The sequence below is a fragment of the Cohnella boryungensis genome (assembly GCF_042651945.1).
In the GTDB taxonomy this organism is placed as follows: Bacteria; Bacillota; Bacilli; order Paenibacillales; family Paenibacillaceae; genus Cohnella; species Cohnella boryungensis.
Genome location: NZ_JBHSED010000035.1, coordinates 182,809 through 209,045, shown reverse-complemented (window position 1 = coordinate 209,045; position 26,237 = coordinate 182,809). Strand labels below are relative to the sequence as shown.

The window sequence follows — 26,237 nt, the reverse complement described above, 5'->3', positions numbered from 1 at the left end:
GGAAGCTCGTTTTATCCCAGTCGTCCAAATCGCGCATAGATAAGTCATGACATGAAAAAGCACCCGCGAGGGTGCTTTTGCAATGGCTTCCTGCTTCATTCGCGGCTGCGCTTGTGCTATCGATTTAGCAGGCTGCCAACGTATCGGAGCAGCTCGTTCGCGCAAAGAGGACAATACTGGTGCTCGTCGATCAGGCGTTTCGTCACTTCGTTGATTCGCTTCAGCTGGCTCTCGTCCGGCGTCTTCGTCGAGGTCGTAATCTTAACGATATCCTTCAGATCCGTGAACAGCTTCTTTTCGATCGCTTCCCGAAGACGGTCGTGCATGCTGTAGTCAAACTTTTTGCCTTTGCGGGAATAGGCCGAGATACGAATTAAGATTTCCTCGCGGAAGGCCTTCTTCGCGTTCTCCGATACGCCGATCTGCTCCTCGATCGAACGCATAAGCCGCTCGTCCGGGTCCATCTCTTCTCCCGTGAGCGGATCTTTGATTTTCGACCAGTTGCAGTAGGCTTCGATATTGTCCAGATAGTTCTCGAACAGCGTACGCGCCGATTCCTCGAAGGAGTAGACGAACGCCTTCTGAATTTCCTTCTTGGCCAGATTGTCGTATTCCTTGCGGGCGACAGAGATATAGTTCAAGTACTTCTCCCGCTCCTCCTTCGTGATCGACGGATGCTGGTCCAGTCCGTCCTTCAGCGCGCGCAAGACGTCCAGCGCATTGATGCAGGGCAGATCGTGCTTGATCAGGGCGCTGGATATCCGGTTGATCACATAGCGCGGGTCAATGCCCGACATGCCTTCCTCGACGAACTCGTTTTGCATTTCCTTCAGATCCGTTTCCTTATAGCCCTCTACCTCTTCGCCGTCGTACATGCGCATTTTTTTGATCAGGTCCATCCCTTGCTTCTTCGATTCCTTCAACCGGGTCATGATGGAGAAGATGGCCGCCGCTCTCAGCGCGTGCGGGGCAATGTGAATATGATTCATATCGGACTGCCCGATCAGCTTCGTGTAAATCTTCTCTTCCTCGGACACCTTCAGATTGTAAGGAATCGGCATGACGATCATTCGCGACTGGAGCGCTTCGTTTTTCTTGTTGGCGATGAATGCCTTATACTCCGATTCGTTCGTATGCGCCACGATCATCTCGTCCGCGCTGATCAGCGCGAATCGTCCCGCCTTGAAGTTGCCCTCCTGCGTCAAGGAAAGCAGGTTCCATAGAAATTTCTCGTCGCACTTGAGCATTTCCTGAAACTCCATCAAGCCGCGATTCGCCTTGTTCAATTCTCCGTCGAAACGGTAGGCGCGCGGATCGGATTCCGAGCCGTATTCGGTAATCGTCGAGAAGTCGATGCTTCCCGTCAGATCGGCGATATCCTGCGATTTCGGGTCCGACGGGCTGAATGTGCCGATGCCGACGCGATTTTTCTCCGAGATCAGCACCCGCTCGATCGGCACCTGTTCGATATCGTTGTCGAATTCCGTGCGCAAGCGCATTTGGCACGACGGACATAGATCGCCCTCGATCCTTACTTTGAGCTCCCTTTCCACCTCGGCCCGAAGCTCGCTCGGAATGAGATGCAGCGGATCCTCCTGCATGGGACAGCCCTTAATGGCATACACAGCCCCTCTGGACGTCCGGGAATACTGCTCCAGTCCTTTCTTGAGCAGCGTCACGATGGTTGATTTGCCCCCGCTGACCGGTCCCATCAGAAGCAATATTCTTTTACGCACATCCAGCCGTCTGGCTGCCGAATGAAAATACTCCTCCACCAGCTTCTCCATCGTCTGGTCCAGCCCGAAAATCTCGGAATTGAAAAAATTGTATTTTTTCGTTCCGCCCGCTTCCTCCACTCCATGGGAAACGATCATATCGTAAACCCGGGCATGAGCGGTCATCGCCGGAGAACGATCGCGGCGAAGTAAGTCGATATAATCCCGAAAGGTTCCCGACCAATTAAGCTTCTCACTCTCGGCCCGATATTCTGAGATCCGGCTGAAGATGTCCATGCCGCTTCCTCCTCGCAACTTTCTCTACTGTGAATCTGGCGTAATAACATCTTATGCGGGAAGACGGACGAATTTGACCTGACATTCCTCTTACACAGAGCAAATCGCCTTGCGGCAGTATGCTATAATGGCGATAATCTGTTTGCCTGCGGTTCAAAATCAAGGAGGGGGACGCAGTGGCCGTCAAGCTGGAAACCGAGTTATACCCGCCGGTCAAAGGCTTCTTCGCCTCGCGGGGGTATGAAGTCAAGGCCGAAGTCCGGGGATGCGATCTCGTCGCCTATCGCGCCGACCTCGCCGAGCCGGTCATCGCGGAGATGAAAAAAACGTTCACCCTGCCCTTGCTGCTGCAAGGCATTGACCGGCAAAAAACCGGAGCCGCGGTATGGCTGGCCGTAGAACGCAATCGAACGAAAAAAGGGGCGCATAACCAGCGCTTCTCCGATATCACTCATCTGTGCAAAAGACTGGGCCTCGGCTTCCTGACCGTTACGTTCTATCGGACGAAGGCTCCCGCGATCGAGGTGTGGTGCGAGCCTGCTATCCCGGATCAGCGTAATACGGGCTTCGGGTCCGGAACTGGAACCGGAGCCGTTGCGGATGCCATTCAGCCTTATGGGATCGCCGCTCCGAAGAGGCGCAGCAAAGCCAAAGCAGCCAAGCTGCTCAAGGAATTCAATGGCCGCAGCGGCGATTACAATGTCGGCGGCAGCACGAAGCGCAAGCTGATTACCGCCTACCGCGAACGGGCGATCCAATGCGCCCTGGCGCTCGCCTGTCATGGCCCTTCAGCGCCCCGCCAAATCCGGGACTGGACGCAATGCCCCAATCCGGCGCTGTTGCTGCGCCAGGATCATTATGGCTGGTTCAGGCGAATCGCCAAAGGCGTCTACGAGCTGACGCCTGCCGGAGAAGCCGCACTTGGCCAATATGCGGAGGTTACCCGGACGTGGGCTGCGCAGTATCCATGGGCGCATCAATACGCTGTGCCGAATGACGAGCGCCAGGAGGGATGAAGGCTATGGTACACGACAGGAACGACGCCATCGAGATCGGCCGGCTGGACGCATTTACGGAATTTCCGGCGGAGGTCATGCTTGAGCATACGCCTTATTGGCTTGTCCGGACTTCCGATGGCGGATATCGGCTGCTTCTGGCCGTCTGCCCCCACGCCGGGGGAGAAATCCGGCCAATGAACGATGTTTTCTTTTGTCCGCTGCACTTTTGGACATTCGACGTCAAGAGCGGCGTTTGCCTGAACGATCCCGGTGAACGGCTGCTGCAACGGGAGGTAGTCGCGAAGGAGCAACGACTGTATGCGGTCGGGCCCCTCCGTTAATGCCGCGAGTATCGTCCCGTGAACTCCTCGATGCTCTCGGCAAGTCGGGACACCCCTTGCCTGATTTGTCTTTCGTCCGCGAAGGCATGGGTGATTCGCAGCGTATTCTCGCGGGGATCCTTCGTATAATAAGGAGCTCCCGGCTGGAAGATGACGCCCTTCAGCCACGCTCCCCGCAGCAAAGCTTCGCCGTCAAGTCCCGACGGCAACGTCAGCCACAGGTGCAAGCCGCCCTTCGGCTCCGTCCAGAGCAGGTCGGGAATTCCCTTGCGGACAAGCTGCTCCGTCATGAGCTTCTTGCGTTCGCGGCATTGCGCCCGCAGCAGCTCGAACAGCGGCTCAAGGGGCTGCTCCTCGATGAGGCGAGACAGCGCCTTCTGCTCGACTGCGTTCGCCCATATCCCTTGGCGCGATCGGTAAAGCGAAGCCTCCGTTTGCGACTGAATCGCCTCCGCGGTGCCCGCAATCCAGCCAATGCGTAGGCCTGCGATCAGACCCGGAGGCAGCTGGCCGATTGACAGATGGCCTTGCTCCTGGGGCTTCTCCAGCCGCTTCGCCCCCTCCTCCGCATAGAGCAGCGCCTCTTGTCGATCGTCTGTAACGAGCAGCACTCCCGCCTCTTTGCAGCGCAGACGAACAGCCGACTTCTGCTCGGCGCTCCAGCTTCCGCCTTCAGGATCGGTGCAGGAGGGCGCCGCATACACCATCTTCGGCCGATGCTGGAACAGAGCGGTCGTTAACGCCTCCGGGTCCATTCCCCTTCGGTCCCCCTCTACCGCTTCCGTTCTCACGCCGGCTTTACGGAACGCCTGTATCGCCGTTCGCGAGGTCAAGCGCTCGGTCAGCACCGTGTCTCCGGGCTTTAGCACATTGTCCACCAACCAAGCCAGCGCCCCGTCCGCGCCGTTCGTCATCCGGATTCGGCCGGCATGGCCTCCGGTTTTCGAATGCAGCATGCCTTTCGCCAATTGCTCCCTGAGCTTGAGATCCCCGCAAGGCGATGGAGAAGAGTCCGTATCCGTCTCTCCCGTTCGCTTCGTTGCCGCACGGGCAGCCGCTTCCTCGACGCGCTCCTCCCAATCCGACGCGGAAACCAAGCCCTCCTTAGGCCATCCGCCCATCCAATTAATGATTGAACTCACGGCGATTCCCTCCCTTGCGTTGTAGGCCATAGTTCATACATATGCCTGGCGTCGAGTAGGCCAACCCATCCGATTAAACGGGCGGGACAAGAAAGTCTTATTCTCCGGCCGCAAAGCTTGCGAGCAGCCTAACCTGCGCGGTCTGCCCGCATTGTTCACAACATTTTGCATTTTCTTTTTTACGAGGGTTGGGTATAATAAAGGATAGTCAACCGGAGGTGTGGAGTATGTTTCTTGCGGCAACCGCTGCCAAAGCCGAGGAATTTTTGATTTTCGGGATGTCCAATACTTTCTGGATCGTCATCCTTGTTCTCGTTTTGTTCGTTGGATCCATCTTGACAGCTTCTTATAACGACGATAAAACGAAAGGGCTTTAATCGCCCGCAGACAGATAGAAGCCGGAGACCTTGCGGGACTCCGGCTTCTGTCTGTTTTGTTTGCTGAGATAAGTATAAAGAAGGTCTGCATCTTATACTTTCTGATAGTTGAACAAAAAAACGCCCCCGTAAGGGAGCGTTTTTTTCGTGCCGGTTATGTTTACAGCCCATGCATATCCTTCACGCAAGCAGCGCATACATAGCGCTCCTTGAATTCTCCGACGCCTTCCATCGAAGAACAAAACACGCAGCGGGGCCGATAACGTTCCAATATGATATGATCGCCTTGAACCAATATCTCTACGGGGTCCCCTTCATTCATCTGATATCGTTTGCGCAACGATTTCGGAAGAACAATTCTTCCTAATTGGTCCACTTTACGAACTACGCCTGCAGGTTTCAATGCAGTTCCTCCATTCATACGCTATTCTAGCTAGTTATCACGAAACCTTTAGCCACTCTATACCGTTCTATAACGAAACAGAATTCCCTTCCTTTATCAAAATTTGCTTAGAATTGTGCAATTTTCGACATATAAACTCGAATGTGCGAAAGTTATGTCGAATTAGGGCGGCTAACTCAACGGAAACCCATTTTGCCGCAGCGCCTCATAGACTACAATCGCCGCCGAATTTGCCAAATTCAAAGAACGCACCTTGTCCGTCATGGGAATCCGCATGCCCGTCTCCTCATGCGCGTCCAAGATGTCCTGAGGCAATCCTTTCGTCTCGCGGCCGAATACGAAAAAGTCTCCGTCGCGAAAAGCATAATCGGTGTAGCATTTGGATACCCGGGTGCTCGCGCAAAAAAAACGCCCCTCCGGATGGGCAGCCTTGACCTCATCGAAGGAATCGTAGTAAGTGATGTTCACGGAATGCCAATAATCCAATCCGGCCCGCTTCAACACCTTGTCGTCCGTAGAGAAGCCCAGGGGGCGAACAAGATGAAGATGGGTTCCGGTAGCGGCGCAGGTTCTGGCGATATTGCCCGTATTCGCGGGAATTTCCGGATTGACGAGCACGATATGAAACGACAACAGGACCCTCCTCCTTCTTCGTACAAATTGAAAATAGCGGCTGAGAGCCGCTATTTTCTCCATGCAGGTCTAACCGGCTTAGCCGTTCCGGCTTTGGAAGTCGCGCATAAAATCGGTCAAGGCGCGAATGCTATCCAATGGTACGGCATTATAGATCGAAGCGCGAAGTCCGCCAACGCTGCGATGACCTTTAAGCCCCACGAACCCTTGAGCTTCCGATTCCTTGACGAATTGCTTCTCCAATTCCTCGGTGGCCAGGCGGAAGGTTGCGTTCATGAGCGAACGGCTTCCCTTATCCGCGAAGCCTCTGTAGAAGCCTCCGCTTCCGTCGATCAGGTCGTACAAGAGAGCGGCTTTCTCGCGGTTGCGCTTCTCCATGCCGGCAGCTCCGCCTTGCTCCTTCAGCCATTTCAGCACTTCGCCGACCATGTAGATTCCAAATGTAGGCGGCGTGTTATAGAGCGAATCCACCTTCGCATGAGTGTCGTAGCGAAGCATAGTCGGCACGGTCAGCGACGGCTTGGCAATCAGATCCTCGCGAATGATAACTAAGGTTACACCCGAGGGGCCGAGGTTTTTTTGCGCGCCGGCGTAGATTACGCCGAACTTCGACACATCGACAGGCTGGCAAAGGATATCGCTGGACAAGTCCCCTACGAGAGGAATGCTTCCTGTATCCGGATATTCCGCCCACTGCGTGCCTTCAATCGTCTCGTTGGACGTCAGATGGACATAGGCCGCATTCTCGGGGATGTTCAATTCGCTGATCGAAGGGATGCGATTATAGGCATCGGCCTCCGAGGAAGCCGCGATGGTCGTATCGCCGAAAAGCTTGGCCTCCTGAATCGCCTTCGTGGCCCAGCTGCCCGTAGCGACATAAGCAGCCGTTGTTTCCGGGCGTAGCAGGTTCAACGGCACCATTGCGAATTGCGTGCTTGCGCCGCCTTGCACGAACAAGACCTTGTACCCCTCCGGTATGGAGAGCAGCTCTCTCAGCAGCTTCTCGGTGTCGTAGTGCACCTTCTCGTAAATCGCGCCGCGGTGCGACATCTCCATCAACGACATTCCGCTGTTCTCGAATTCGACGAATTGCTTTTGGGCCTTCTCCAGTACTTCCAGCGGCAATGCCGCAGGGCCGGCGTTAAAGTTATAAGCGCGGTTAGCCATCTCGTCCCCACCTTAAATTCATAATAGGCTTATCATATCAAAGCTTTACACTCCAGAGCAACCATTATCCGCTGATTGTTTGGTCGATTTTCACGCATTTCCGAACAAATTTGTGTCTTCCTTCATTTAACTTTCGTCTTTTCCTCAATCATAAAATGAAAAAGCAGCCCCTCCCGAAGGAGGAAGGCCGCTTCCATTTTGTATAAGAGCCGCAATTAGCAGTCGAAGTAAAGGCTGTATTCGTGCGGGTGAACGCGGATCGATACGGCTTTCGCTTCTGCGCGCTTCACGCTGACGTAGTTCTCGATGAACTCCTTCGTGAATACGCCGCCTTCAATCAAGAAATCGTTGTCCGCTTCGAGAGCGTCCAGCGCTTCGTCCAGTGTGCCTGGAACGCTGCGGATTTCTTTCTTCTGCTCGTCGGAAAGCTCGTAAATGTTCGTGTCGAACGGACCATAGCCGAGCGCGTTCGGATCGATCTTGCGCTTGATGCCGTCCAGACCGGCCATCAGCATCGCTGCGAACGACAGGTACGGGTTAGCCGTGGAATCCGGCGTACGGAACTCGATGCGGCAGCCCTTAGGCGTAACGGCCGCAACCGGAATCCGAACCGCTGCGGAACGGTTGCCCTTGGAATATACCAAGTTAACCGGAGCTTCGTAGCCTGGAACGAGACGCTTGAACGAGTTCGTCGACGGGTTCGTCAGAGCGATCAAGGCAGGCGCATGGTAAAGGATACCGCCGATATAGTTCAGGGCCATATCGCTGAGGTTCGCGTATTTGCCTTTTTCATAGAACAGCGGATTGCCGTCGTTGAAGATCGATTGGTGAACGTGCATCCCGCTGCCGTTGTCTCCGAAGAGCGGCTTAGGCATGAACGTTGCGACCTTGCCGTATTGGCGAGCTACATTGTGCACGATATATTTGTACTTCATCAGGTTGTCGGCAGTTGTCGTAAGGGTATCGAAACGGAAGTTGATCTCCGCTTGGCCCGCCGTAGCCACTTCGTGGTGATGGCGCTCGACGCGTAGGCCTGCTTCTTGCATCAAACGAACCATTTCGCTGCGGATATCTTGCTGGGAGTCAACCGGAGCAACAGGCACGTATCCGCCCTTCACGCCGATCTTGAAGCCAAGGTTGCCGCCTTCTTCCTTGCGGTTCGTGTTCCAAGCCGCTTCTTCGGAATCGACGAAGTAGGAGGAAGAATTCATCGAGGACTCATAGCGAACATCGTCGAAAATGAAAAATTCGGATTCCGGAGCGAAAAACGCTGTCGTGCCTACGCCGGATTTTTGCAAAAACTCTTCGGCTTTATGAGCGATAGAACGCGGGTCGCGCTCGTAGCGTTCGCCGTCTGGCGTATGAATGTTACAAATAATGATCAATGTCGGATGAGCCGTGAAAGGATCCACATAAACCGATTCCGTATCAGGCATCATGACCATATCGGATTCTTCGATGCCGCGGAAGCCCGTAATGGAGGAGCCGTCGAATGCAACACCGTTAACGAAGGTTTCTGCATCCACTTCCGTAGACGGCAGAGAAATGTGGTGACCACGGCCTGCAAGATCGACGAAACGGAAATCCACGAATTCAATGCTCTTTTCCTTGATTAGATCCAATACTTGTTGAACTGACATTTGATTTTTCCTCCCTATTTCCGAACATTAAGTTCATAAAACCGATCGAATGTTCAATTTTTCCCCGAACTTATGAAGTTATTATAAAACTCTCCTTTTGGAGCGTCAATACTTATGTAAGGTATTTTTTGTACTTGTGTTAGCAATTCTTACAACTTCAATAATTGTTCAAACTTTATTTGGGCGGTGAACCGATAGATACCTACCACAAAAGGCTTATTGTCTCGGTTTCGGCATCGGCCATGTATGCGTTTTCGTCCCTACCCTTTCCAAACCTGACATCGCCCCCTTGCTCGTCTCTTCGCTTTCTTAACCGAACAGCGGCCGATTCCCGCTCGCCTCATCTTCTGAAGCTTCCCGTTTTTCCCAGCTAATTCCGAACAAATGTCGATCAATGGAAACAGCAAATCGACCGCCCGGCGTTGCGCGGGAGCGGTCGATTGTTATTGTTTATTTATTTCTTCCAGGTCGCAAAGGCCTCTGCCGGAGCCTTGGCTGTATCAAACTTCTTCCCGAGAAGAGGAGCAAGCTGCTCCAGCTCCTTCAGCAGATTGGCGAATTGATCGGGGAACAGCGATTGCACCCCGTCGCCCGTCGCCGAATTGTCCGGATCGGTATGCATTTCGATGATCAGACCGTTGGCGCCGGCTGCAACGGAGGCTTTCGTCATCGTCTCGACAAGCTCGCGACGGCCGGTGGCATGGCTGGGGTCGGCAATGACCGGAAGATGCGAAAGCTGCTGGATAACCGGGATGGCCGTCAAATCAAACGTGTTGCGGGTATACGTCTCGAACGTGCGGATCCCCCGCTCGCAGAGCATGACATTGGGGTTCCCGCCCGCAAGAATGTATTCCGCCGCATTCAACCATTCGTCATAGGTGGAGCTGAAGCCGCGCTTGAGCAGCACGGGATTTTGAATGGTCCCCAGCTTGCGGAGAAGATCGAAGTTCTGCATGTTGCGGGTTCCCACCTGCATAATATCCGCATATTCGGCGCATACGTCGACGAATTCGGGAGCCATAACTTCTGTAATGGTGATCAAGCCGTATTTCTCGCCCGCATCCTTCATCCACTTGAGCCCTTCGATCCCGATGCCTTGAAAGCTGTAGGGTCCTGTACGAGGCTTGAACGCGCCGCCCCGAAGCACCTGGCCTCCGGCCGATTTCACCAAGCGAGCGATTTCGTCGATCTGCTCCGGCGTCTCTACCGCGCAAGGGCCGCCCATGACGACAAGATTGTCCCCGCCGATCTTAACGCCCTTTATCTCGATAATCGTATCGTCCGGATGAAAGTCCCGGCTCGCCAGCTTGTAGGATTTCGAAATTTTAATCACGTTCTCTACGCCCTTCATCGAACGGATGTGCTCCGCCAGAGAAGGTTCGGCTTTGCCGATAATGCCGATAACGGTGCGATCCGTGCCGCGCGACACGTGAGCCTGCACCCCTGTTTGTTCAATATGGCGGACAATCTCGGCAATCCGCTCTTCTTCAATATGCGGGGAAGTAATAACGATCATGGCGATCACGCTCCTGAGATATATTAACGCTTATACGCTTCGACGCTTATACGCTTTTAAGCACTAAAGTAAATATAGAAGAAAAAAAGTCCTCTGTCAACCCCGCATCTCACTTGAGGGGCAAGACAGAAGACTGCTTGTACGAGCTGGAGACAACGATGTCGTGTTCCTATTCTATCAGCGCCTTCGCTTCCATTCTCAGGCGGCTCTGCTTTTTCCTGTCCTTCCGCTTCGCCTTGTAGGCTTCCAGGCTGTAGCGAATCGGGAAGTAACACAGCATGCCGAGAATCGCGCCATCGACCATGCCGCCGACGATCAGCTTCAGGTTCGTTAGCAACAAATGGTTCATCCACTCCGGAAAGATCGACAGATGAATGCTCAGATGCTTGGGCAGAATCCAGCCGCCGACTTTCGAGTTCGGGTACATCATGGGAATATAGATAACTTTGCCGACGACGAAGCCGATCAAGGCCGCGGGCAAATTCCCCCTCAGCATGTAGCATAGCGGGAAAATCAGCACGAAGGCGAAGCCGAGCGTCGGCAGCGTGAACATCTCGACGGCAACTCCGACAGCGAATCCCATGGCAACCATCGATGCGCCGCCCTTGGCCCGCAGCAGCAGCATATATTTGTATTTCAACCAACGCCGCAGCAGTTGCAGCCGATGCATAAGATGTCCCCCCTCTGCTCATGGCCCCGATACCCGGACAGCCGAGCGATTAATTCGCTTCGGCCGTCTTGATCTTGACGTTGGGCAGCAGCTTATTCGGATTCACGGTACGAACGATCGGCCAGGTGGAAGGGTCCGCCGAATCGAACTGCTCCACATAGGCGATAACCTCCTTGGTCAGAGCCGTAGGCGTCGAAGCTCCCGACGTAACGGCCACCCGCTCCAGACCTTGCAGCCACTCCTGTTTAATCTCCGAGACATCCGCGACCCGATAAGCGGGAACGCCCGCGATTTCTTGGGATACTTGCGCCAGCCGATTCGAATTGTTGCTGCGCGGATCGCCAACGACAATGCAGAGCTGCGCTTCTCCCGCCTGGCCTGCCACCGCTTCCTGCCGCACTTGGGTTGCCAAGCAGATTTCATTATGGATTTCGGCGGTTGGGAATCGGGTCTGCAGCTGCTCCATCAAGTGCTTGATATCCCATTGCGACATCGTCGTCTGATTCGTAATAATGAGACGCTCGGTAGTCAGATGCAGCTTCTCGATGTCCTCTTCTCGCTCAATCAAGTGAACATGCCCCGGGGCTATGCCGATTGCGCCTTCCGGCTCGGGGTGATTTTTCTTCCCGATATAGATGACTTCATAGCCTTCTCCGACCTTCTGCTGAATCAGATCATGCGTTTTGGTCACATCCGGGCAGGTCGCATCGACGACGGTCAATCCTTTTTCCTTCGCGCGGTTGCGGACCTCCGGGGAAACGCCGTGGGCGGTGAAAATCACCGTTCCTTTGTCGACTTGCTCCAGAATTTCCAGGCGGTCGTTGCCGTCCAGCGTAATAATTCCCTCTTCTTTAAAAGCTTCCGTGACATGACTATTATGAACAATCATTCCCAATATATAGATCGGCCGGGGGAGGTTCTGACTTCGAGCGGTCTGTAGCGCTAGAACCATAGCATCAACCACGCCGTAGCAATAACCTCTTGGCGATATTTTCACGACTTGCATTGCCTGCGCCTGCTTTCTCGCCCTTAGTGCAACGATGGCCAGCTCGGAGTCCGTGGGCGTTCCGACTCTACTCTTCATTATAGCCTATTCATGAAGCAGGGGAAAGGCAGGGCCAGCGATGGAAAATGCCGACAGCCCCGCACTGGGGTACGGGGCTGCCGCGTATCGGATATCAGTCGGGCTTCATGCTCCTCGTCTCCTTAACGACCGGAAGCCAGAGCGTAAAGATGCTCCCCTCGCCCGGCTGCGACATCACCTCGAACCGGGCCTGATGCATATCGGCAATCCATTTCGCGATCGATAGACCAAGACCGGTTCCCAAAGTCTCGCCGCGAGAGACGTCCACGCGGTAAAAGCGTTCGAAAATATGCGGCACTTCCTCCGCGCTGATTCCGATCCCGCTGTCAGACACGGAAAGCCCGACATATTCCTCCTTCCGTGCCGCCGACAAGCGAACGGCTCCCGACGGCGTGTATTTGAAGCCGTTCTCGATAAGAATGAACAAGAGCTGGAGCAAGTAATCCCGATTCCCCTTCACCTCTACGCCCTGAAGAGCCTCCAGCGGGCCAACGATCCATTCCGCGTGCCGAGGCAGAAACGCCGCCCTGCGCGCGGCTTCCTCCGTAAGCGGACCGAGCGCGACGTTCTCCATATCCATCGCGTAGCCGGAGTCGGCTCTTGCAAGCGAGAGCAGATCGTTCACAAGTCCGCTCATTCTGCGCGCTTCGTCGGCGATATCCCTTATCGATTCAAGCGACATCGCCCGCTTGTCGGCATCGGTAAGCGCATTCGTTACGGGAGACATCTCTCGGCCATCGCTCGACTCCTCCGACCCTCGCTCGCTGCTCAGCCATATTTTCTCCAGCAAATCCACGTTGCCGCGAATGGTCGTCAGCGGAGTTCGCAGCTCATGCGAAGCGTCGGACACGAAGCGTCTCTGGACCGCATTCAAATCCTCCAAATGGTTATACGCCCGTTCGACTCCGGAGAGCATCGCGTTCAGCGTATCGGTCAAGCGCCCGATCTCGTCGTTCGGCTTCTCCCGCGGAATTCTCAGGCTCAGCTCCGAGCCGCTCCGAATCCGCTCCGCTGCCTCCGTCACCCGATTGATCGGCATTAACGCCTTGCGGGAAAGAAACATGCCCAGCAGAAAAGCGGCGATCAAACCCAGGGAACCGGCAATCCACAGGATCGATCTCAATTGGGCAAACAGCGCGTATTCGCTCCGCACGAGAGAACCGACCTGCAACAGGCCGATGACCGTATCCGTTCCCTTGATCGTAATCGGCTGCTCATAAATGTAAAATGGAGTATCCTCGACCTGCTTCGTCACGAATCCTCTTCGAACCTGCTCCTGGTCGGGATAAGGAAAGGTCAGATTGGAGCGCATGATGTTCGAGGATTTCCCTGCCACGATCCCGGCTCTCCGGCCCGTATAATCGACCAATTGAATGCCGACAAGACTCGCGTCGAAACCCGGCGCCGAAGAGTTCAGGTTGAACTCTTTCGTGAAGCCCGACCCGGAGGCCTCGACCCTGTTCGCAATCTGCACAAGCCTGTCGCGCAGTTCATTGATCGTATTATGATAAATAATATTGTAAATGATCAAACCGAAAGCGATCAGCGCAACGGCCAGCAATCCCGAGTACCATAGCGTCAGCCTTAGCCGGATGGACATGCCTAGCTGTCTCCCTTCAAGACGTATCCGGCTCCCCTGACCGTTTGAATCAATCGCCTCTCTCCGTTCTCCTCCAGCTTCTGCCGAAGCATGGCGACATACACTTCCAGCACATTGGACTCCCCGCTGTAATCATAACCCCATATTCGTTCCATAATGAGATCGCGCGACAGCACCCGCTTCGGATTTTGCAGGAAGAGATGCAGCAGATCGAATTCCTTGGCCGTCAGATCGATGCGGCGATCCCCGCGCGACGTCTCTCGCCCATCCACATCCATATGCAGATCCTCGAAGCGGTATTGCCCGCCTTCTTCCGATTTATCCGGACGCCTGCGAAGCAAGGCACGCACGCGAGCCATCAGCTCTTCAAGCGCAAACGGCTTCACCAGATAGTCGTCGGCCCCCAGATCGAGTCCTTTTACCCTGTCCGTCACGTCGTCCTTGGCCGTCAGCAGCAGAATAGGAGAAGCGATTCCCGCCTCTCTCACTCGTCTGCACACTTCCCAGCCGTCCATCTTGGGCATCATCACGTCCAGAATAATCAGATCTGCCGACCGCTGGCTTAATTGCTTCAGCCCTTCCGCGCCGTCAGAAGCCGTCGTAATCTCGTATCCTTCGAAGGCCAAGCTTCTCCTGAGCAATGACGTAATTTTCTCATCGTCGTCTATGACTGCAATATGGGGTCTCACCGGGAACGTCCTCCTCCAGCAACGAGAGCGGGATACCTGCATGGGTCTCCCGCTCCTTCTTCGTTAATTTCTATGGTTCCTGCCGTTACTGCTGTGCGCCAAACTCATTCTTATCGCCGATTTCAAGCGTAACCTCGATCTCCTTGCCGCCGCGCAATACATCCAGGGTCACTTTTTCTCCCACGTTCTTGCTCTGAATCGCCGCGATCAGCTCTTCCTTCGTTTTATATGCGGTTCCGCTCATTCCCGTAATGACGTCGTATTGGCGCAGATCGCCTTTGTAAGCCGGGGTGTTGAACAGAACTTCTCTCACGAACGAGCCCTTGACGTCCTTGTCGATGCCTAACTGCTGAGCGATCTCTTCATTCACGTCCATCAATGTCGCCCCAATGAACGGCACGGGCTTTTGCGGAATTTTCGTGTTGCTCTTCAGGTTCTCAAGAACCTCCGTAATCGTGCTCGTCGGAATGGCAAAGCCGATTCCTTGCGCTTGCGTGCTGACCGCCGTATTGATGCCGATGACCTCTCCTTGGAGGTTCAACAGCGGGCCTCCGGAGTTGCCGGGATTAATCGAAGCGTCCGTCTGCAGCAGGTGCTTGTAGTTGCGGGTGTTGTTGCCGTCTTGAATGCTGATTTCCCGCTCGTTGGAGCTCAGCACCCCGACCGTAATCGTGTGCTCGAATCCGACCGGGTTGCCAATGGCGACCACCCAATCTCCCATGTTCACGCTGTTGGAATCTCCCAGCTTTAAGGTAGGAAAGTCGCTGCCTTCAATCTTCAGCACGGCAAGATCAAGCTCTGGGCTTGTGCCCAGCAATTTGGCCGTATACGGCTGATCGTGCCCTTCCACTACAACTTTGATCTGGCTTGCACCTTCAATGACGTGCTGGTTGGTCAGAATGTAGCCGGTCGAGTCGAAGATAAAGCCGGAGCCCATTCCGCTCTCTTGCAAGTCGCCTTGACCTTGACCTTGATTTCCGTTGTCCTGGCTTCTGCCGCCGTAGTTATCGCCGAAAAACTGACGGAAGAAGTCGTCCTGCCAAGTACCTCCGGCTTGCGACGTCGGCGCATACGTCTCAATCTTGACGACGGCCGGGGAAGCTTGCTCGAAAATCTTGGAAATGTTGTTCGGACGAACGACATCCTCGCTGTTGCTCACCGGGTTGCTGACGGCCTTGACTGCCGTTTCCTGCGCCGTCTTCGTTCCGCCGAAAATTTCCGACGAGAACCAATTTTGCCGATCTGCCGCGAACATCAAACCGCCGACCGCCACGACGCCTACGAGGAATGAAAGGAAAATCGCGCTGAAGGACGTCCGTCTTGGCGGCTTGCCGTTCCAATCGCTTCTTGCCGGTCCGCCGGATACCGTGAACGGACGATATTCCTTCGTCGTCGGGGTGACGTCCACGATATTCGCGGGCTGTTGACGGCTCGCCTCGTTCGTCTCGTAGCCGCGTGCTCCGCCGAACGGCCCGAAAGTATAAGGCTCTGTTTCGGAGCGCTTCCCCGCATAGGGATCGCTGTTCTTCTCGGCGTATGGATCGCCGGCGCTCTTCTCCTGGTCATATGTGAATTCCTGCGGTTGTTCCGGTTTCTTGTTCTCGTCTTCCATTAGAGATAACCTCCTCGCGCAGCCTTGGGCTGTCGCCGTTCTGAACTTCTTGTCTGTATATTAAACCCGTTTCCTTAAAACTATCTTAAACTGAAATGAATACGAAGTAAAAGCGCCCAAAAATTTAATATCCACTGTACAGCCTCCAACATGAAAAAGGCTGCCCTCCGCCATCTCTGAATGGCAGGGCAGCCTCTTTGCACGCTCAGCTAGGATAAACGGCCTCGGCCTCCTCAAGCTTACGCTTCGCCTTCTCGATCCATTCCTTCTCGATCTCGTCGTCGGGATCGACCGGCGCGGCAAACTGATTCACCAGCCCGCCGAGCGTGCTCGGCCGCGCCTCCGAATCAAGACCTTCATTATAGACGTGCTTGAGCACGTAAGGCTGCCCGAACCGAATCTCCGTATCCATCGGCTCGGCCTCGCTGTCCAGATTACCCGAGGTGACATCGAACGGCAGGCGAAGCCATACTTTATTCGCCTCGTCCAAGGCGCAATCGAAGGAGCCGTGATCATAATCCCAGTTGCCCCCGAGCGTGAAGCCTCTCTCCGTAAGCAGCTTGCGCGATACCCCGTAGTCATGCACTTGCGCGGCGAGGGATGAGTCAAGCAGTTGCATCGTAGGAAAACTCCTTTTTCTGAATAGCTTATCCCTCGCCGGACAATTTATCCTTCCTTGACCCAGCCCTTGCGATGCGCATGGATGGCCAGCTGCGTCCGGTCCTCCAGCTCGCATTTCATCAGGAGATTGCTGACATGCGTCTTCACCGTTTTGATGCTAATGTGAAGCTCGTCGCTAATTTCCTTGTTGCTTCGTCCCTCGGCGATCAGAAGCAGCACTTCGCGCTCGCGCTCGGTCAAGCCGTCGGCCTCTTGACTGGTCGATCGCTTGCGAAGCCCTCTCGTCAGCGCCTGCGAGACATCGCTGCTCATGACGGGTCGATTTTTGACCGCCCCCAGCATCGCATAGATCAATTCGTCCGCAGACACCGTCTTCATCACGTAGCTGACGGCTCCGGCCTCGATGGCCTCAACCACCTTCTCGTCCTCCAGGAAACTCGTCAGAATAATGATTCTAAGCTCCGGATATCGGCTCAGCAGCTCGCGAGTCGTCTCGACCCCGTCCATATCCGGCATCATCAGATCCATCAGCACAATCTGCGGCATTTGGCCGTCGCAGCCCCCCTCGGCCAGCGTCTCGATGGCGTCTCTTCCGCCGCCGGCTTCGCCGATGACCTCGAATCTGGGATCCAGCATTAAATAAGTGCGCAGCCCCATACGAACCATCTCGTGATCGTCCACAATCAGTACCTTCCATGAGCCTTCCGTCATTGCCAATCCGCTCCTTAGCTCTTTTCGTCGGCTTCCCGCTGCTCGTCCGCATCCATTGCGAATTTCGGGAACCATACCCGCACTCTAGTCCCCGCCCCGGGCTTCGTGACGATCTCGGCATCCCCGCCCAGCTTGTGGGCGCGCTCCCGCATCGTCGACAAGCCGTATCCGCCCGGCCTTGCTTGACCGCCTTTAAAGCCCGATCCGTTATCTTCTATAGAAAGAGAAATTTGCCGATCGGTTTCGCCGAGAAACAAACGCACGCTCTGTGCGGACGCATGCTTTACGACATTCGCCATCGCCTCCTGAATAATGAGGAACAGCTGATGCTCCTTCGCCTCGGATATGCGATCTCCGACCTGCAGATCGAGCGTGCCCTGAAGCCCGTTCTGGCGGCAGAAGTCCGGGAACCAGCGATCCAGCGCCTCCTCCAGCGTCTTTCCTTGCAGCTCCATCGGCCTTAATTGGGCGATCAGCCCCCGCATCTGCTTTTGCGCCGTCGAGGACATCGCAATAAGCTGCTCCATTACCTTCTGCGCATGCGCTCCATCCCGCTCAAGCAGCTTTGGGAGCGAAGAGGCCGACATATGCAAAGCAAACAATTGCTGACTTACCGTGTCGTGCAAGTCTCGGGCCAGCCGCTTCCTCTCCTCCAGCACAGCCGCCTCCGTCGAGGAAGCCTCCTCCAGCACTTCCTTCTCCCCAAGCTGCTGCAGCAGCTTAAGACGGGATTCCAGTTGCCCCATCATGACATTTAATTCGCGGTAAACCGCAGAGAACGAATCTCCGGGTTCCTCCGGAAGACGGTAGCTCCAATTGCCTGCCGAAGCTTGCTTCATCGCAAGCTGCAACTGATCGATCTTGCGCTGGGTGCGTTGACCGACCTGATAGGTAACCGCCATTTGCACGACGGTTAGAACCCCGATCCATGTCAGCCACGTTCCCGCCTTTGGAGCGTAATCCGTAAACAACGCCATGCAATAATAGATCAACAGCATCAGGAAGATCGACGCCAGTCCCGAGTAGATCGCGGATGCCCATTTGCTTGTCCTTACTTTTTTGACCATCGATTACCCTACCTTCATCACACGAACGTCGCCAATGAAGCTGCTGACGATCAGTACGACACGCTTGTCGTTATCGGTGAAGTTAGACGTTTCAACGCTCGTTTGGTTAAATAATCCTCCCCGCTTCTGGTCAAACACCTTCACGTCCCCGATCAGGCTGCTGGTGACGACCTTCATCCCCACGCTCAAATCGTTAGGCACGTACACCTTCACATCGCCGATAAAGGAGGAGATGTAGACCCGGGTTTCCCCGACGGGAATTTGCGCTTTGGTTAAGTCGAGCACCGTATCTCCGATAAAATGAGAGATGTTCATCGGACGGAGCTCCCAATAATCGTTGCCGAGATGAAAGTCCCCGATAAAGCGACTATGCGTGTTTTTCCAAGAGTAGGCTTGGCCCAAATCATTAAACATGTGCCAATCCTTATAGGAGCTGTTCGACTTCCAGCCGCCGGAATCGTTTGACTTAGGCGGAGGTGGCACCTCCTCGCGATAGGTCGTTCCTCTGTTCGTGCCGTTCCCGCTGTCATAGCCGTTATGAGGATTTTTGGACAGGTTTACCGTATTGCGCTTCTCGAACTCCTCCAGCTCGGGAGGCGCAGGAGGCGGCCCCGGCGGCATAGGCGGCTCTCCGGGATGAACGGGGTTCCAACCCTCGTTGTCCTCCTCGCGGTTCCTGCCTCGTCGACATCCGCGTCGATCGCCTCGGAAGATCAAGCTTAATCCGAACAGGATAATGGCTATAGGACCGATAATGCGCAGAAAATCGGAGAGCTCCCAATCCAGCAGATCCAGATTCCTTCCCAGAAAGTAGCCGCCGATCAGAACGGTGACCGAATTCCACCAGAAGCCTCCGCGATGCTGCAAGAGCAGCCCCTGCAATCCCACTACGATCAAGATGACAGGCCAGTAGGTTCTGAATAATTCCCCGATATTCATGGAGATCAGCCCCGTTTGATTCAGCAAAAAGACAACTCCGACAATAATGATCAATACTCCCCACAGGAGCCGATGCAATTTAGACGATTGCATAGCCTTGCCCTCCAGTACATTCCGATTGTTGTTGATTGCCTTCAGTATACCGAAACCGCTGTCGATCACAACAGCGGCGCGGGGTGGAAATGCTTCTCGGTCTCCAGACCGAGAGACGCGAATGAAGTCGATACTGGCTACCTTCTCTATGGAATAAAGGAAGGTATCCGCCTTTCATTATATATGTAATATTTCATAACATTAATCGTTGACTTAGGTAACTTCCAACGATATAATGAGGGCTGATTTTGACGTGTTCTATGAGGAATTCATAATGAACTAGGGGTTGGAACCAATGGAGCTGGAGCAGCTATCGAGAGGAATGGACACGATTTGGGTGGTCCTGACGGCAGCAATGATTCTTCTTATGGAAGGAGGCTTCGCGCTGCTCGAAGCCGGATTCGTCCGTCAGAAAAATGCCGTAAGCATCATCATGAAAGTGTTTGTCGATATCGCATTCGGAGCCCTCGTCTTTTTCTCCGTCGGATTCGCCTTGATGTACGGCAAGGATGCAGGAGGGCTCATCGGCTTGTCCGGCTTCTTCATGGAAGGCGACCTTACACACCTGCAGCTTAATATTAGCCACGATACTTACTGGCTCTTCCAGTGCGCATTCGTAATCGCAGTCATCTCCATCGTATCGGGGGCCGTAGCGGAACGCATTCACTTCCGCGCCTACATTCTTTTCACGATTGTCATGACCGGCTTTATCTACCCCGTCAGCGGACATTGGATCTGGTCCGCGAGCGGCTGGCTCGCCAAGCTCGGCATGATCGATTTCGCCGGCTCCGCCGCCATTCACGCGCTGGGCGGCTTCGCCGCTTTGGCGGCGGCGATCTTCATCGGCCCTCGCATCGGAAGATTCGGAGCGGACGGAAGAATCAATATCGTTCCTCCGTCCAATCTTCCGCTTGCTTCCGTAGGCGCCTTCATCTTATGGTTCGGATGGTTCGGCTTTAACTCGGGCAGCACGCTGAGCGCAACGAACGAGAGCATCGGCCACATCGCAGTTACGACAATGCTCGCCTCCGCAGCCGGCTGCGCAGCCTCCATCCTGTTCACGATGCTTCGTTATCGCAAGGCCGATCCGCCGATGGTCATCAACGGCGCCCTCGCCGGGCTGGTCGGCATCACGGCCGGTTGCGCGTTCGTCTCGGACGGAGCGGCCATTGCGATCGGCGGAATATCCGGCGTCGTCATGGTGCTGGCCAGCGAATGGCTGGAGAAGCGCAAGGTGGACGACCCCGTAGGCGCTTTCGCCGTTCACGGAATAAGCGGCAGCCTCGGAACGCTGGCCGTCGGCCTGTTCGCTCTGCCCGGCACCGCCTCTCATTCCGGTCTGTTCTATGGAGGAGGAGCCTATCTGTTGGGCATTCAAGCTCTCGGCCTTGCGGTTGTTGCGGTATGGGGCTTCTCTCTGACCTGGATCGTCTTGAAGCTCATCCAAGCCTTCACGCCGGTCCGCGTCTCCCGCGATGAAGAATTGATCGGACTGGACATCGGCATTCATGGCGTGCCCGCTTACAGCCAGGATCACGACTTTCTGGATATCGACCAGCTTCGCGGCCACTCTGCCAAATAAACGGCTCTCCTCCTCGAATAAGAAGAAGCCTCCGATCCCGCTAGCGGGTACGGAGGCTTTGTTCATGCAGGAGAGCTGAATACAAGTCCTTCTCTCAGGACTCGGATAGAAACCGTTCAACCGAGCTTGCAGGAGCAGAACCGTCGAGCATCGACTGATAATGCAAGATTTCCTGACGAAGCGCACGAGCCTTCTCCATCGGCTTCTTGACATAGTGGATATACTCCAACGCGAGATGATGATCGGGCTTCTTGCCGGAGAAAAGGCGGCGAATGGCCGACATGGCGCGATAGGCCTGCTCCTCCCGACGAATACGCCGTTCATAGCGCTCAACCATTTGCTCGATATCGCTTATTTCCTGCTCTCTCTTCGCAATCAGCGCCTCCAGCAGCGAATGCACCTCTCCAGGCTTGCGTCGAACTGCGGATGTCGCTGGAATGGAAATCGGGGAGCTCACCATGATAGATCACCTAACCATTTCTCGTTAACTTTCATCACATATAGATTATCATACCGGAAATCATTCGATTTGAGAACAGGTATTTCCCGATTCGGTTGTCAAGAAATCACAATATCAATTCCGATAACGCCGGAAGGAATCCCTTTCAGATCGCGCAGCGGTATAGATACCGTTAAGCAAGGCCTTTTCGTAATGGCGGATATGTACACCTCCGACACGAAGGTCTCGCCCGCCATCGCTTTTTTCCACCACTCCCGCCCCCTTGCGTTCAACAGACCTGCCGCAGGCTCCGAGAAAACGAAAGAGCCGTCGCTGCGATTGGACCAGATCGCTTCCATTCCGGACGAGCGCTTCAGCCATCCACCCAATACGTGACGGTGCATATCCTCGGCAAAGTCTGCAAGCTGGGTATCGGAAGCAATCGTACGCAACAGAGTAATCCAGCTTTCCGTGTCCGAAGCGGCCGTGCCGCCCGAAATCCGGCCACCTGCACTCTGAACGGCCTCTACAAGCTCATCCGCCGACTCCTTCAGTTCTTCGGACACCCGACCAAGATTGCGAATCTCCGCCCGCTGCTTCCGGTTCTGGGCCAGCGTCTCATCTACGCTGCCAAGCGTCAGCCCGACCGACTCCACGACATCCTCAAGCATTGCGTTCGTAGCCGTAGTTCGCTCCGCCTGCTCCACAGCGAAGTCCAGCGTTTTTCCGACATGCCTGTCCACCTTCAGGAAAGAATTAAAGATCGCATCCATTCGTTCTCGCGTCTTGTTCATTTCCTCCAGACCGAGCGATACCGACCTCTTCTCCAGCTCGACCGAGCTCACCACTTGCCGGATGCCCGTTTCGATGCTTTGCACGATTCCCGTAGAGCTCTTGATGGCTTGCGCGCTCTGCTCGGCCAGCTTGCGTATTTCCTGCGCAACGACAGAGAAGCCTCGCCCCTGCTCGCCCGCATGGGCAGCCTCGATCGCCGCATTCAAGGCCAGCAGCGAGGTTTGCGCGACAATCTCCTGGATTAGCACGTTAATCTCGCCGATCTTCGATGCTTGCGCGATCAACCCGTTCACCCGCTCCTCCATCGTGCCATGATTGCGGGACAGCTCGTTCATAACTTCGTCCGTATGAGTCAACGATCGGCATACCTCTACGACGATTTCTCTGGCTTCGCCGCTTTGCGCGTTCAATTCCTCAGTTGCGCCGCGAATCTCCTGCGAGGCCGCAGACACTTCCTGCAAGGAGGAGAAAGCCTCCTCCAGCCGCTGCATCGCTGTCTGGCCGTTCCGTCTCAGCTTCTCCTCCTGCTCCGCCGCCCGGTCCGCGATCCGATCCAACTGACCCATGCTGGATTCCACTTCAGATACCGCCGCTTGCAGCCGATCCGAGATCACGACCGCCTCTTCTATCATGTGCCCGAGCGCCTCCGCTTCCTCTCCAGAGGCGATTTCCGATAGCGCGACGCCTCCTTCGGCAGACTTGGCATATCCCGGAGCCCCTACCCTCATCTCATCGCGCTTCAGCCACCTTCTCCATGGGACCATCTCTAACCACTCCCAGCTCTTTTTGTCATTTTACGTTAGTTTTCCTAACATTATATAAGGTTTTTCTACAAAAAGAAAGAGACCTCGACGAGGCCTCTTTCAGAAACAAACAAAATTATCCAAAAACCTTCTCAATAGGTGACATAGATTTCTTGCAAATTAGCACTTTGACGAGTTAGCGTTTTTGCTCGCTTTGTTCGCCGCTGCGTTGCTGACATTCGTTTCCGAAGCGAACTCCGTCTGGTAAGCGTTTTCATTGTTTGCAAGCTTTTGCTTCTTGTTTTTGGCCATTGTCCCCTTCACCTCCACCTTTAGCATGAGCATGGAGGCTCCGGTTTATGTATGTCCGCGCTCGTCATCGGCCTGAGTTCTCAGTCTCGCTTTCCCTCTGTGGATTCTCGCCTTTACCGTGCCCACGGGAAGCTGCAGCGCCGTCGCGATCTCGGCATCCTTGAGTCCGTAATAAAACTTGTAGAGCAGCAGCGTTCTCGTCACGGGATCCATGCGTCCGAGCAGATCGGATAACTCCACCATCGACTCCGGCTCGAAAACGAACATGGCACCGGCAATTTCATTCTCCAGATCATCATAGTTGCTCTCGAAGCGTCTTGCCCGGTTCGCATTGGAAGCCAGATTGGAAGCAATCGCTTTCGCCCATGGAATAAGCTTCTGCTTGTCCCGAAGCGTCGATCGTTTCTCCAATATACGTACCCACGCCTCCTGCACAACGTCCCCTGCGTCGTTCTTGTGCCACAGCTTATGGCGAACGACCTTCAGCATTTGGGAGTACAGCTCCCCTAACAGCTCTTCTTCAGACCAGAACGATTCCGGTAATTGAGAATCACGGAGGAAGTCCATCTATCCCGCCACTCCTAAAAGGATGCTTTTAATGAAGTAATCCTATTCTATCACAAACGCGAGAAAAAGAGAATAATTACCATTTAGTAGGGGATTTGGCGACTTTTTCGTCGAATCAAGCACCAACGACGATCACCGTCCTTGCGATGGCGTATACTGCTAATTCATGTATAAAAAACAGGACGAGCCCCCTAAGGGCCCGCCCCGTTCTCTAGCTTAGTCAATGCGCTTGGAAGCAATCTCATCCTTCATGCGGGCGACAAACTCTTGTACGGATTGCGCGCCAAGATCTCCTTCGCCGCGCCGGCGCACGGAAACCGTGCCGTTCGAAGCTTCGTTCTCGCCGATGACGAGCATGTACGGAATTTTTTCCAGCTGGGCTTCGCGAATCTTATATCCCAGCTTCTCGTTCCGCAAGTCCGACTCGACCCGAACGCCGGCCAGCAGAAGCTGCTCTTCCACTTGCTTCACATACGGCTCATAGACGGGATTGACCGGAATGAGCTTCACCTGCACCGGACAGAGCCAGAGCGGCAATGCCCCTGCGAAATTTTCCAGAAGGAATGCGGTCATGCGCTCCATCGTACTGATAATGCCGCGGTGAATGACGACCGGACGATGCTTCTTGCCGTCATCTCCGACATATTCCAGCTGGAACCGCTCGGGAAGCAGCACGTCAAGCTGGGCAGTGGACAGCGTCTCTTCCTTGCCTAGGGCCGTTTTGATCTGTACGTCCAGCTTCGGCCCGTAGAACGCGGCCTCACCCTCCGCCTCGAAGAACGGCAAGCCGAGCTCCTCGACCACCTCGCGAAGCATCCGCTGCGAATTTTCCCACATCTCATCGTCCGGCCAATACTTCTCGGTGTCCTTCGGATCCCGGTACGACAAGCGGAAGCGATATTCCTTGATGCCGAAATCTTCATACACCTGACGAATCAGGTTTACGACGCGAGTGAATTCCTCCTTGATCTGGTCCTGACGGCAGAAAATATGCGCGTCATTCAAGGTCATCGCGCGAACGCGATGCAGACCGGTCAACGCCCCGGACATTTCGTAGCGATGCATGGTACCCAGCTCAGCGATTCGGATCGGAAGATCCCGGTAGCTCCGCATATCGCTTTTGTAGATCATCATATGATGAGGGCAATTCATCGGACGAAGCACAAGCTCTTCGTTGTCCAGCTCCATCTTCGGGAACATGTCCTCGTGGTAGTGCTCCCAGTGTCCGGAAATTTTGTACAGCTCGACATTGGCCAGTACCGGTGTATAAACATGGGTATAGCCCAATCTCTCTTCAAGATCGACGATGTAACGCTCCAATGTCCGACGCAGCTTCGCTCCGTAGGGAAGCCACAGCGGCAAGCCCTGTCCCACCTCGCGGGAGAAGGTGAACATCTTCAGCTCGCGGCCGAGCTTGCGGTGATCGCGTTTTTTCGCTTCCTCAAGAAAATGGAGATGCTCGTCCAGCTCCGATTTCTTCGCGAACGCCGTCGCGTATATCCGCTGCAGCATCTTGTTCTTGCTGTCGCCGCGCCAATAGGCGCCTGCAACGCTCAGCAGCTTAAACGATTTGATGCGACCGGTCGAAGGAACGTGCGGACCGCGGCACAGATCGAAAAATTCGCCCTGATCGTAAATCGTAATCGCGACGCCTTCCGGCAAATCACGAATTAACTCCAGCTTCAACGGATCGTTGATGCCTTCGAATATCGAGATCGCTTCCTCGCGGGACACTTCTCTGCGAACGATCGGAAGGTTTTCCTTGACCAGCTTCTCCATTTCCTTCTCGATAAGCGCCAGGTCCTCCGGCGTAATCGATTGCTCCATGTCGATATCGTAGTAAAAGCCGTCTTCGATGACCGGGCCGATGCCCAGCTTAACCTTATCGTCCCCGTAAATCCGTTTGATGGCTTGAGCCATCAAATGAGCCGTGCTGTGCCGCATAACCTCAAGTCCATCTGCGCTGTCCAGCGTAACGATCTCAAGCGCAACGTCGCATTCAATCGGCGTGTTCAAATCCACCGCCTGACCGTCGATCTTGCCAATGAGAGCATTTTTCCGAAGCCCGGGACTGATGGACTGTGCCACCTCTTCGATCGTCACCCCCGCCTCATAGGTGCGGATAGCGCCATCCGGCAATTTCACTTGTACGGACATTTCCTATAACCTCCCTGATTGTTCTGCCTATTCAGAAAACAAAAAAACACCTCGTCCCCTAAGGGACGGGTGCTCTGAATGCGGCCCGTGGTTCCACCCTCCATCAACCGGCAACCGTTACAGGCGTCGCCAATCCTCGGCATGAAGATAACGGTCATGACCCGGCAGAAATTACTAACGCGGTCATATTCGACTCGCGCATTCCATTCTGCAGCTCGAAAGGGGTAAATGCCTGACGGATTCGGAAGGAACTTGCAGCCAAGGTTCCTCTCTCTGGGCCGTCCGCTTCAGGCCTTATTGTCTTTCTCAACGCTTCTGATTGTGGAT

24 protein-coding genes are annotated in these 26,237 nt (G+C 54.7%); 3 read left to right on the top strand and 21 right to left on the bottom strand.

All coding sequences use genetic code 11. The annotated features are described in order from the left end of the window. Positions 1 to 116: 116 nt before the first annotated feature. Entirely contained in the window at positions 117 to 2,012 is a 1,896-nt protein-coding gene (locus tag ACFO1S_RS16435; RefSeq protein WP_204603513.1) for a PrkA family serine protein kinase, read from the bottom strand. A 176-nt stretch (positions 2,013 to 2,188) separates the two neighbouring features. Here ACFO1S_RS16435 and ACFO1S_RS16430 point away from each other — a divergent pair, with 176 nt between their 5' ends. Both ACFO1S_RS16430 and ACFO1S_RS16425 read left to right on the top strand, forming a co-directional pair. After that, entirely contained in the window at positions 2,189 to 3,028 is an 840-nt protein-coding gene (locus ACFO1S_RS16430; RefSeq protein ID WP_204603514.1) for a DUF2161 domain-containing phosphodiesterase, read from the top strand. A 5-nt stretch (positions 3,029 to 3,033) separates the two neighbouring features. Next, on the top strand, positions 3,034 to 3,351 hold the full coding sequence (locus ACFO1S_RS16425) for a Rieske (2Fe-2S) protein (RefSeq protein ID WP_204603515.1): 318 nt from the start codon (positions 3,034 to 3,036) through the stop codon (positions 3,349 to 3,351). On the opposite strand, the gene ACFO1S_RS16420 is transcribed toward ACFO1S_RS16425, so the two are convergent. The 15 genes from ACFO1S_RS16420 to liaF all read right to left on the bottom strand — a co-directional run bounded on the left by ACFO1S_RS16420 (position 3,348) and on the right by liaF (position 19,315). Next, positions 3,348 to 4,493 carry an aminotransferase class I/II-fold pyridoxal phosphate-dependent enzyme gene (locus ACFO1S_RS16420; RefSeq protein ID WP_204603516.1) on the bottom strand — a complete coding sequence of 382 codons (1,146 nt, stop codon included), beginning with the start codon at positions 4,491 to 4,493 and terminating at the stop codon, positions 3,348 to 3,350. The genes ACFO1S_RS16425 and ACFO1S_RS16420 overlap by 4 nt on opposite strands. A gap of 537 nt (positions 4,494 to 5,030) precedes the next feature. Then, complete coding sequence (locus tag ACFO1S_RS16415; RefSeq protein WP_204603517.1) at positions 5,031 to 5,273, bottom strand: AbrB/MazE/SpoVT family DNA-binding domain-containing protein; 243 nt, start codon at positions 5,271 to 5,273, stop codon at positions 5,031 to 5,033. 171 nt (positions 5,274 to 5,444) lie between these two features. Then, entirely contained in the window at positions 5,445 to 5,906 is a 462-nt protein-coding gene (trmL, locus tag ACFO1S_RS16410; protein ID WP_204603518.1) for a tRNA (uridine(34)/cytosine(34)/5-carboxymethylaminomethyluridine(34)-2'-O)-methyltransferase TrmL, read from the bottom strand. A gap of 78 nt (positions 5,907 to 5,984) precedes the next feature. Next, the gene (gene serC / locus ACFO1S_RS16405; protein ID WP_204603519.1) at positions 5,985 to 7,073 is read right to left on the bottom strand and encodes a 3-phosphoserine/phosphohydroxythreonine transaminase; all 1,089 of its coding nucleotides are present in this window, start codon (positions 7,071 to 7,073) and stop codon (positions 5,985 to 5,987) included. A 215-nt stretch (positions 7,074 to 7,288) separates the two neighbouring features. Continuing rightward, positions 7,289 to 8,713 (bottom strand): type I glutamate--ammonia ligase, encoded by a 1,425-nt coding sequence (gene glnA / locus ACFO1S_RS16400; RefSeq protein ID WP_204603520.1) that lies wholly within the window; start codon positions 8,711 to 8,713, stop codon positions 7,289 to 7,291. Positions 8,714 to 9,167: 454 nt separating this feature from the next. Beyond that, positions 9,168 to 10,229 (bottom strand): 3-deoxy-7-phosphoheptulonate synthase, encoded by a 1,062-nt coding sequence (aroF, locus tag ACFO1S_RS16395; RefSeq protein WP_204603521.1) that lies wholly within the window; start codon positions 10,227 to 10,229, stop codon positions 9,168 to 9,170. Positions 10,230 to 10,398: 169 nt separating this feature from the next. Further along, positions 10,399 to 10,899: a DUF2062 domain-containing protein gene (locus ACFO1S_RS16390; RefSeq protein ID WP_204603522.1), complete on the bottom strand. Its 501-nt coding sequence runs from the start codon at positions 10,897 to 10,899 to the stop codon at positions 10,399 to 10,401. A 49-nt stretch (positions 10,900 to 10,948) separates the two neighbouring features. After that, positions 10,949 to 11,905, bottom strand: a complete 957-nt coding sequence (locus ACFO1S_RS16385) for a 4-hydroxy-3-methylbut-2-enyl diphosphate reductase (protein ID WP_204603632.1) — start codon at positions 11,903 to 11,905, stop codon at positions 10,949 to 10,951. Positions 11,906 to 12,077: 172 nt separating this feature from the next. After that, complete coding sequence (locus ACFO1S_RS16380) at positions 12,078 to 13,583, bottom strand: sensor histidine kinase (protein ID WP_204603523.1); 1,506 nt, start codon at positions 13,581 to 13,583, stop codon at positions 12,078 to 12,080. A 2-nt stretch (positions 13,584 to 13,585) separates the two neighbouring features. Further along, positions 13,586 to 14,272 (bottom strand): response regulator transcription factor, encoded by a 687-nt coding sequence (locus tag ACFO1S_RS16375; RefSeq protein ID WP_204603524.1) that lies wholly within the window; start codon positions 14,270 to 14,272, stop codon positions 13,586 to 13,588. Positions 14,273 to 14,357: 85 nt separating this feature from the next. Further along, positions 14,358 to 15,884: a S1C family serine protease gene (locus tag ACFO1S_RS16370; RefSeq protein WP_204603525.1), complete on the bottom strand. Its 1,527-nt coding sequence runs from the start codon at positions 15,882 to 15,884 to the stop codon at positions 14,358 to 14,360. A gap of 205 nt (positions 15,885 to 16,089) precedes the next feature. Continuing rightward, positions 16,090 to 16,503, bottom strand: a complete 414-nt coding sequence (locus ACFO1S_RS16365; RefSeq protein ID WP_204603526.1) for a YugN family protein — start codon at positions 16,501 to 16,503, stop codon at positions 16,090 to 16,092. A gap of 47 nt (positions 16,504 to 16,550) precedes the next feature. Continuing rightward, positions 16,551 to 17,216 carry a response regulator gene (locus ACFO1S_RS16360; protein WP_204603527.1) on the bottom strand — a complete coding sequence of 222 codons (666 nt, stop codon included), beginning with the start codon at positions 17,214 to 17,216 and terminating at the stop codon, positions 16,551 to 16,553. Between the two features lie 14 nt (positions 17,217 to 17,230). Next, positions 17,231 to 18,283 (bottom strand): HAMP domain-containing sensor histidine kinase, encoded by a 1,053-nt coding sequence (locus tag ACFO1S_RS16355; RefSeq protein WP_204603528.1) that lies wholly within the window; start codon positions 18,281 to 18,283, stop codon positions 17,231 to 17,233. A gap of 3 nt (positions 18,284 to 18,286) precedes the next feature. Continuing rightward, on the bottom strand, positions 18,287 to 19,315 hold the full coding sequence (gene liaF, locus ACFO1S_RS16350) for a cell wall-active antibiotics response protein LiaF (RefSeq protein WP_204603529.1): 1,029 nt from the start codon (positions 19,313 to 19,315) through the stop codon (positions 18,287 to 18,289). A gap of 295 nt (positions 19,316 to 19,610) precedes the next feature. Here liaF and ACFO1S_RS16345 point away from each other — a divergent pair, with 295 nt between their 5' ends. Then, positions 19,611 to 20,897 (top strand): ammonium transporter, encoded by a 1,287-nt coding sequence (locus ACFO1S_RS16345; RefSeq protein WP_204603530.1) that lies wholly within the window; start codon positions 19,611 to 19,613, stop codon positions 20,895 to 20,897. Positions 20,898 to 20,991: 94 nt separating this feature from the next. Here ACFO1S_RS16345 and ACFO1S_RS16340 read toward each other — a convergent pair whose 3' ends face one another. The 5 genes from ACFO1S_RS16340 to thrS all read right to left on the bottom strand — a co-directional run bounded on the left by ACFO1S_RS16340 (position 20,992) and on the right by thrS (position 25,910). Continuing rightward, positions 20,992 to 21,357 (bottom strand): hypothetical protein, encoded by a 366-nt coding sequence (locus ACFO1S_RS16340; RefSeq protein ID WP_204603531.1) that lies wholly within the window; start codon positions 21,355 to 21,357, stop codon positions 20,992 to 20,994. 98 nt (positions 21,358 to 21,455) lie between these two features. Next, positions 21,456 to 22,895: a methyl-accepting chemotaxis protein gene (locus tag ACFO1S_RS16335; RefSeq protein WP_204603532.1), complete on the bottom strand. Its 1,440-nt coding sequence runs from the start codon at positions 22,893 to 22,895 to the stop codon at positions 21,456 to 21,458. A 159-nt stretch (positions 22,896 to 23,054) separates the two neighbouring features. Next, entirely contained in the window at positions 23,055 to 23,213 is a 159-nt protein-coding gene (locus ACFO1S_RS16330) for a hypothetical protein (RefSeq protein ID WP_378127141.1), read from the bottom strand. A gap of 18 nt (positions 23,214 to 23,231) precedes the next feature. Continuing rightward, positions 23,232 to 23,753, bottom strand: coding sequence for an RNA polymerase sigma factor (locus tag ACFO1S_RS16325; RefSeq protein WP_204603534.1), 522 nt, complete (start codon positions 23,751 to 23,753; stop codon positions 23,232 to 23,234). Positions 23,754 to 23,969: 216 nt separating this feature from the next. Further along, positions 23,970 to 25,910: a threonine--tRNA ligase gene (gene thrS / locus ACFO1S_RS16320; protein ID WP_204603535.1), complete on the bottom strand. Its 1,941-nt coding sequence runs from the start codon at positions 25,908 to 25,910 to the stop codon at positions 23,970 to 23,972. Positions 25,911 to 26,237: the final 327 nt, after the last annotated feature.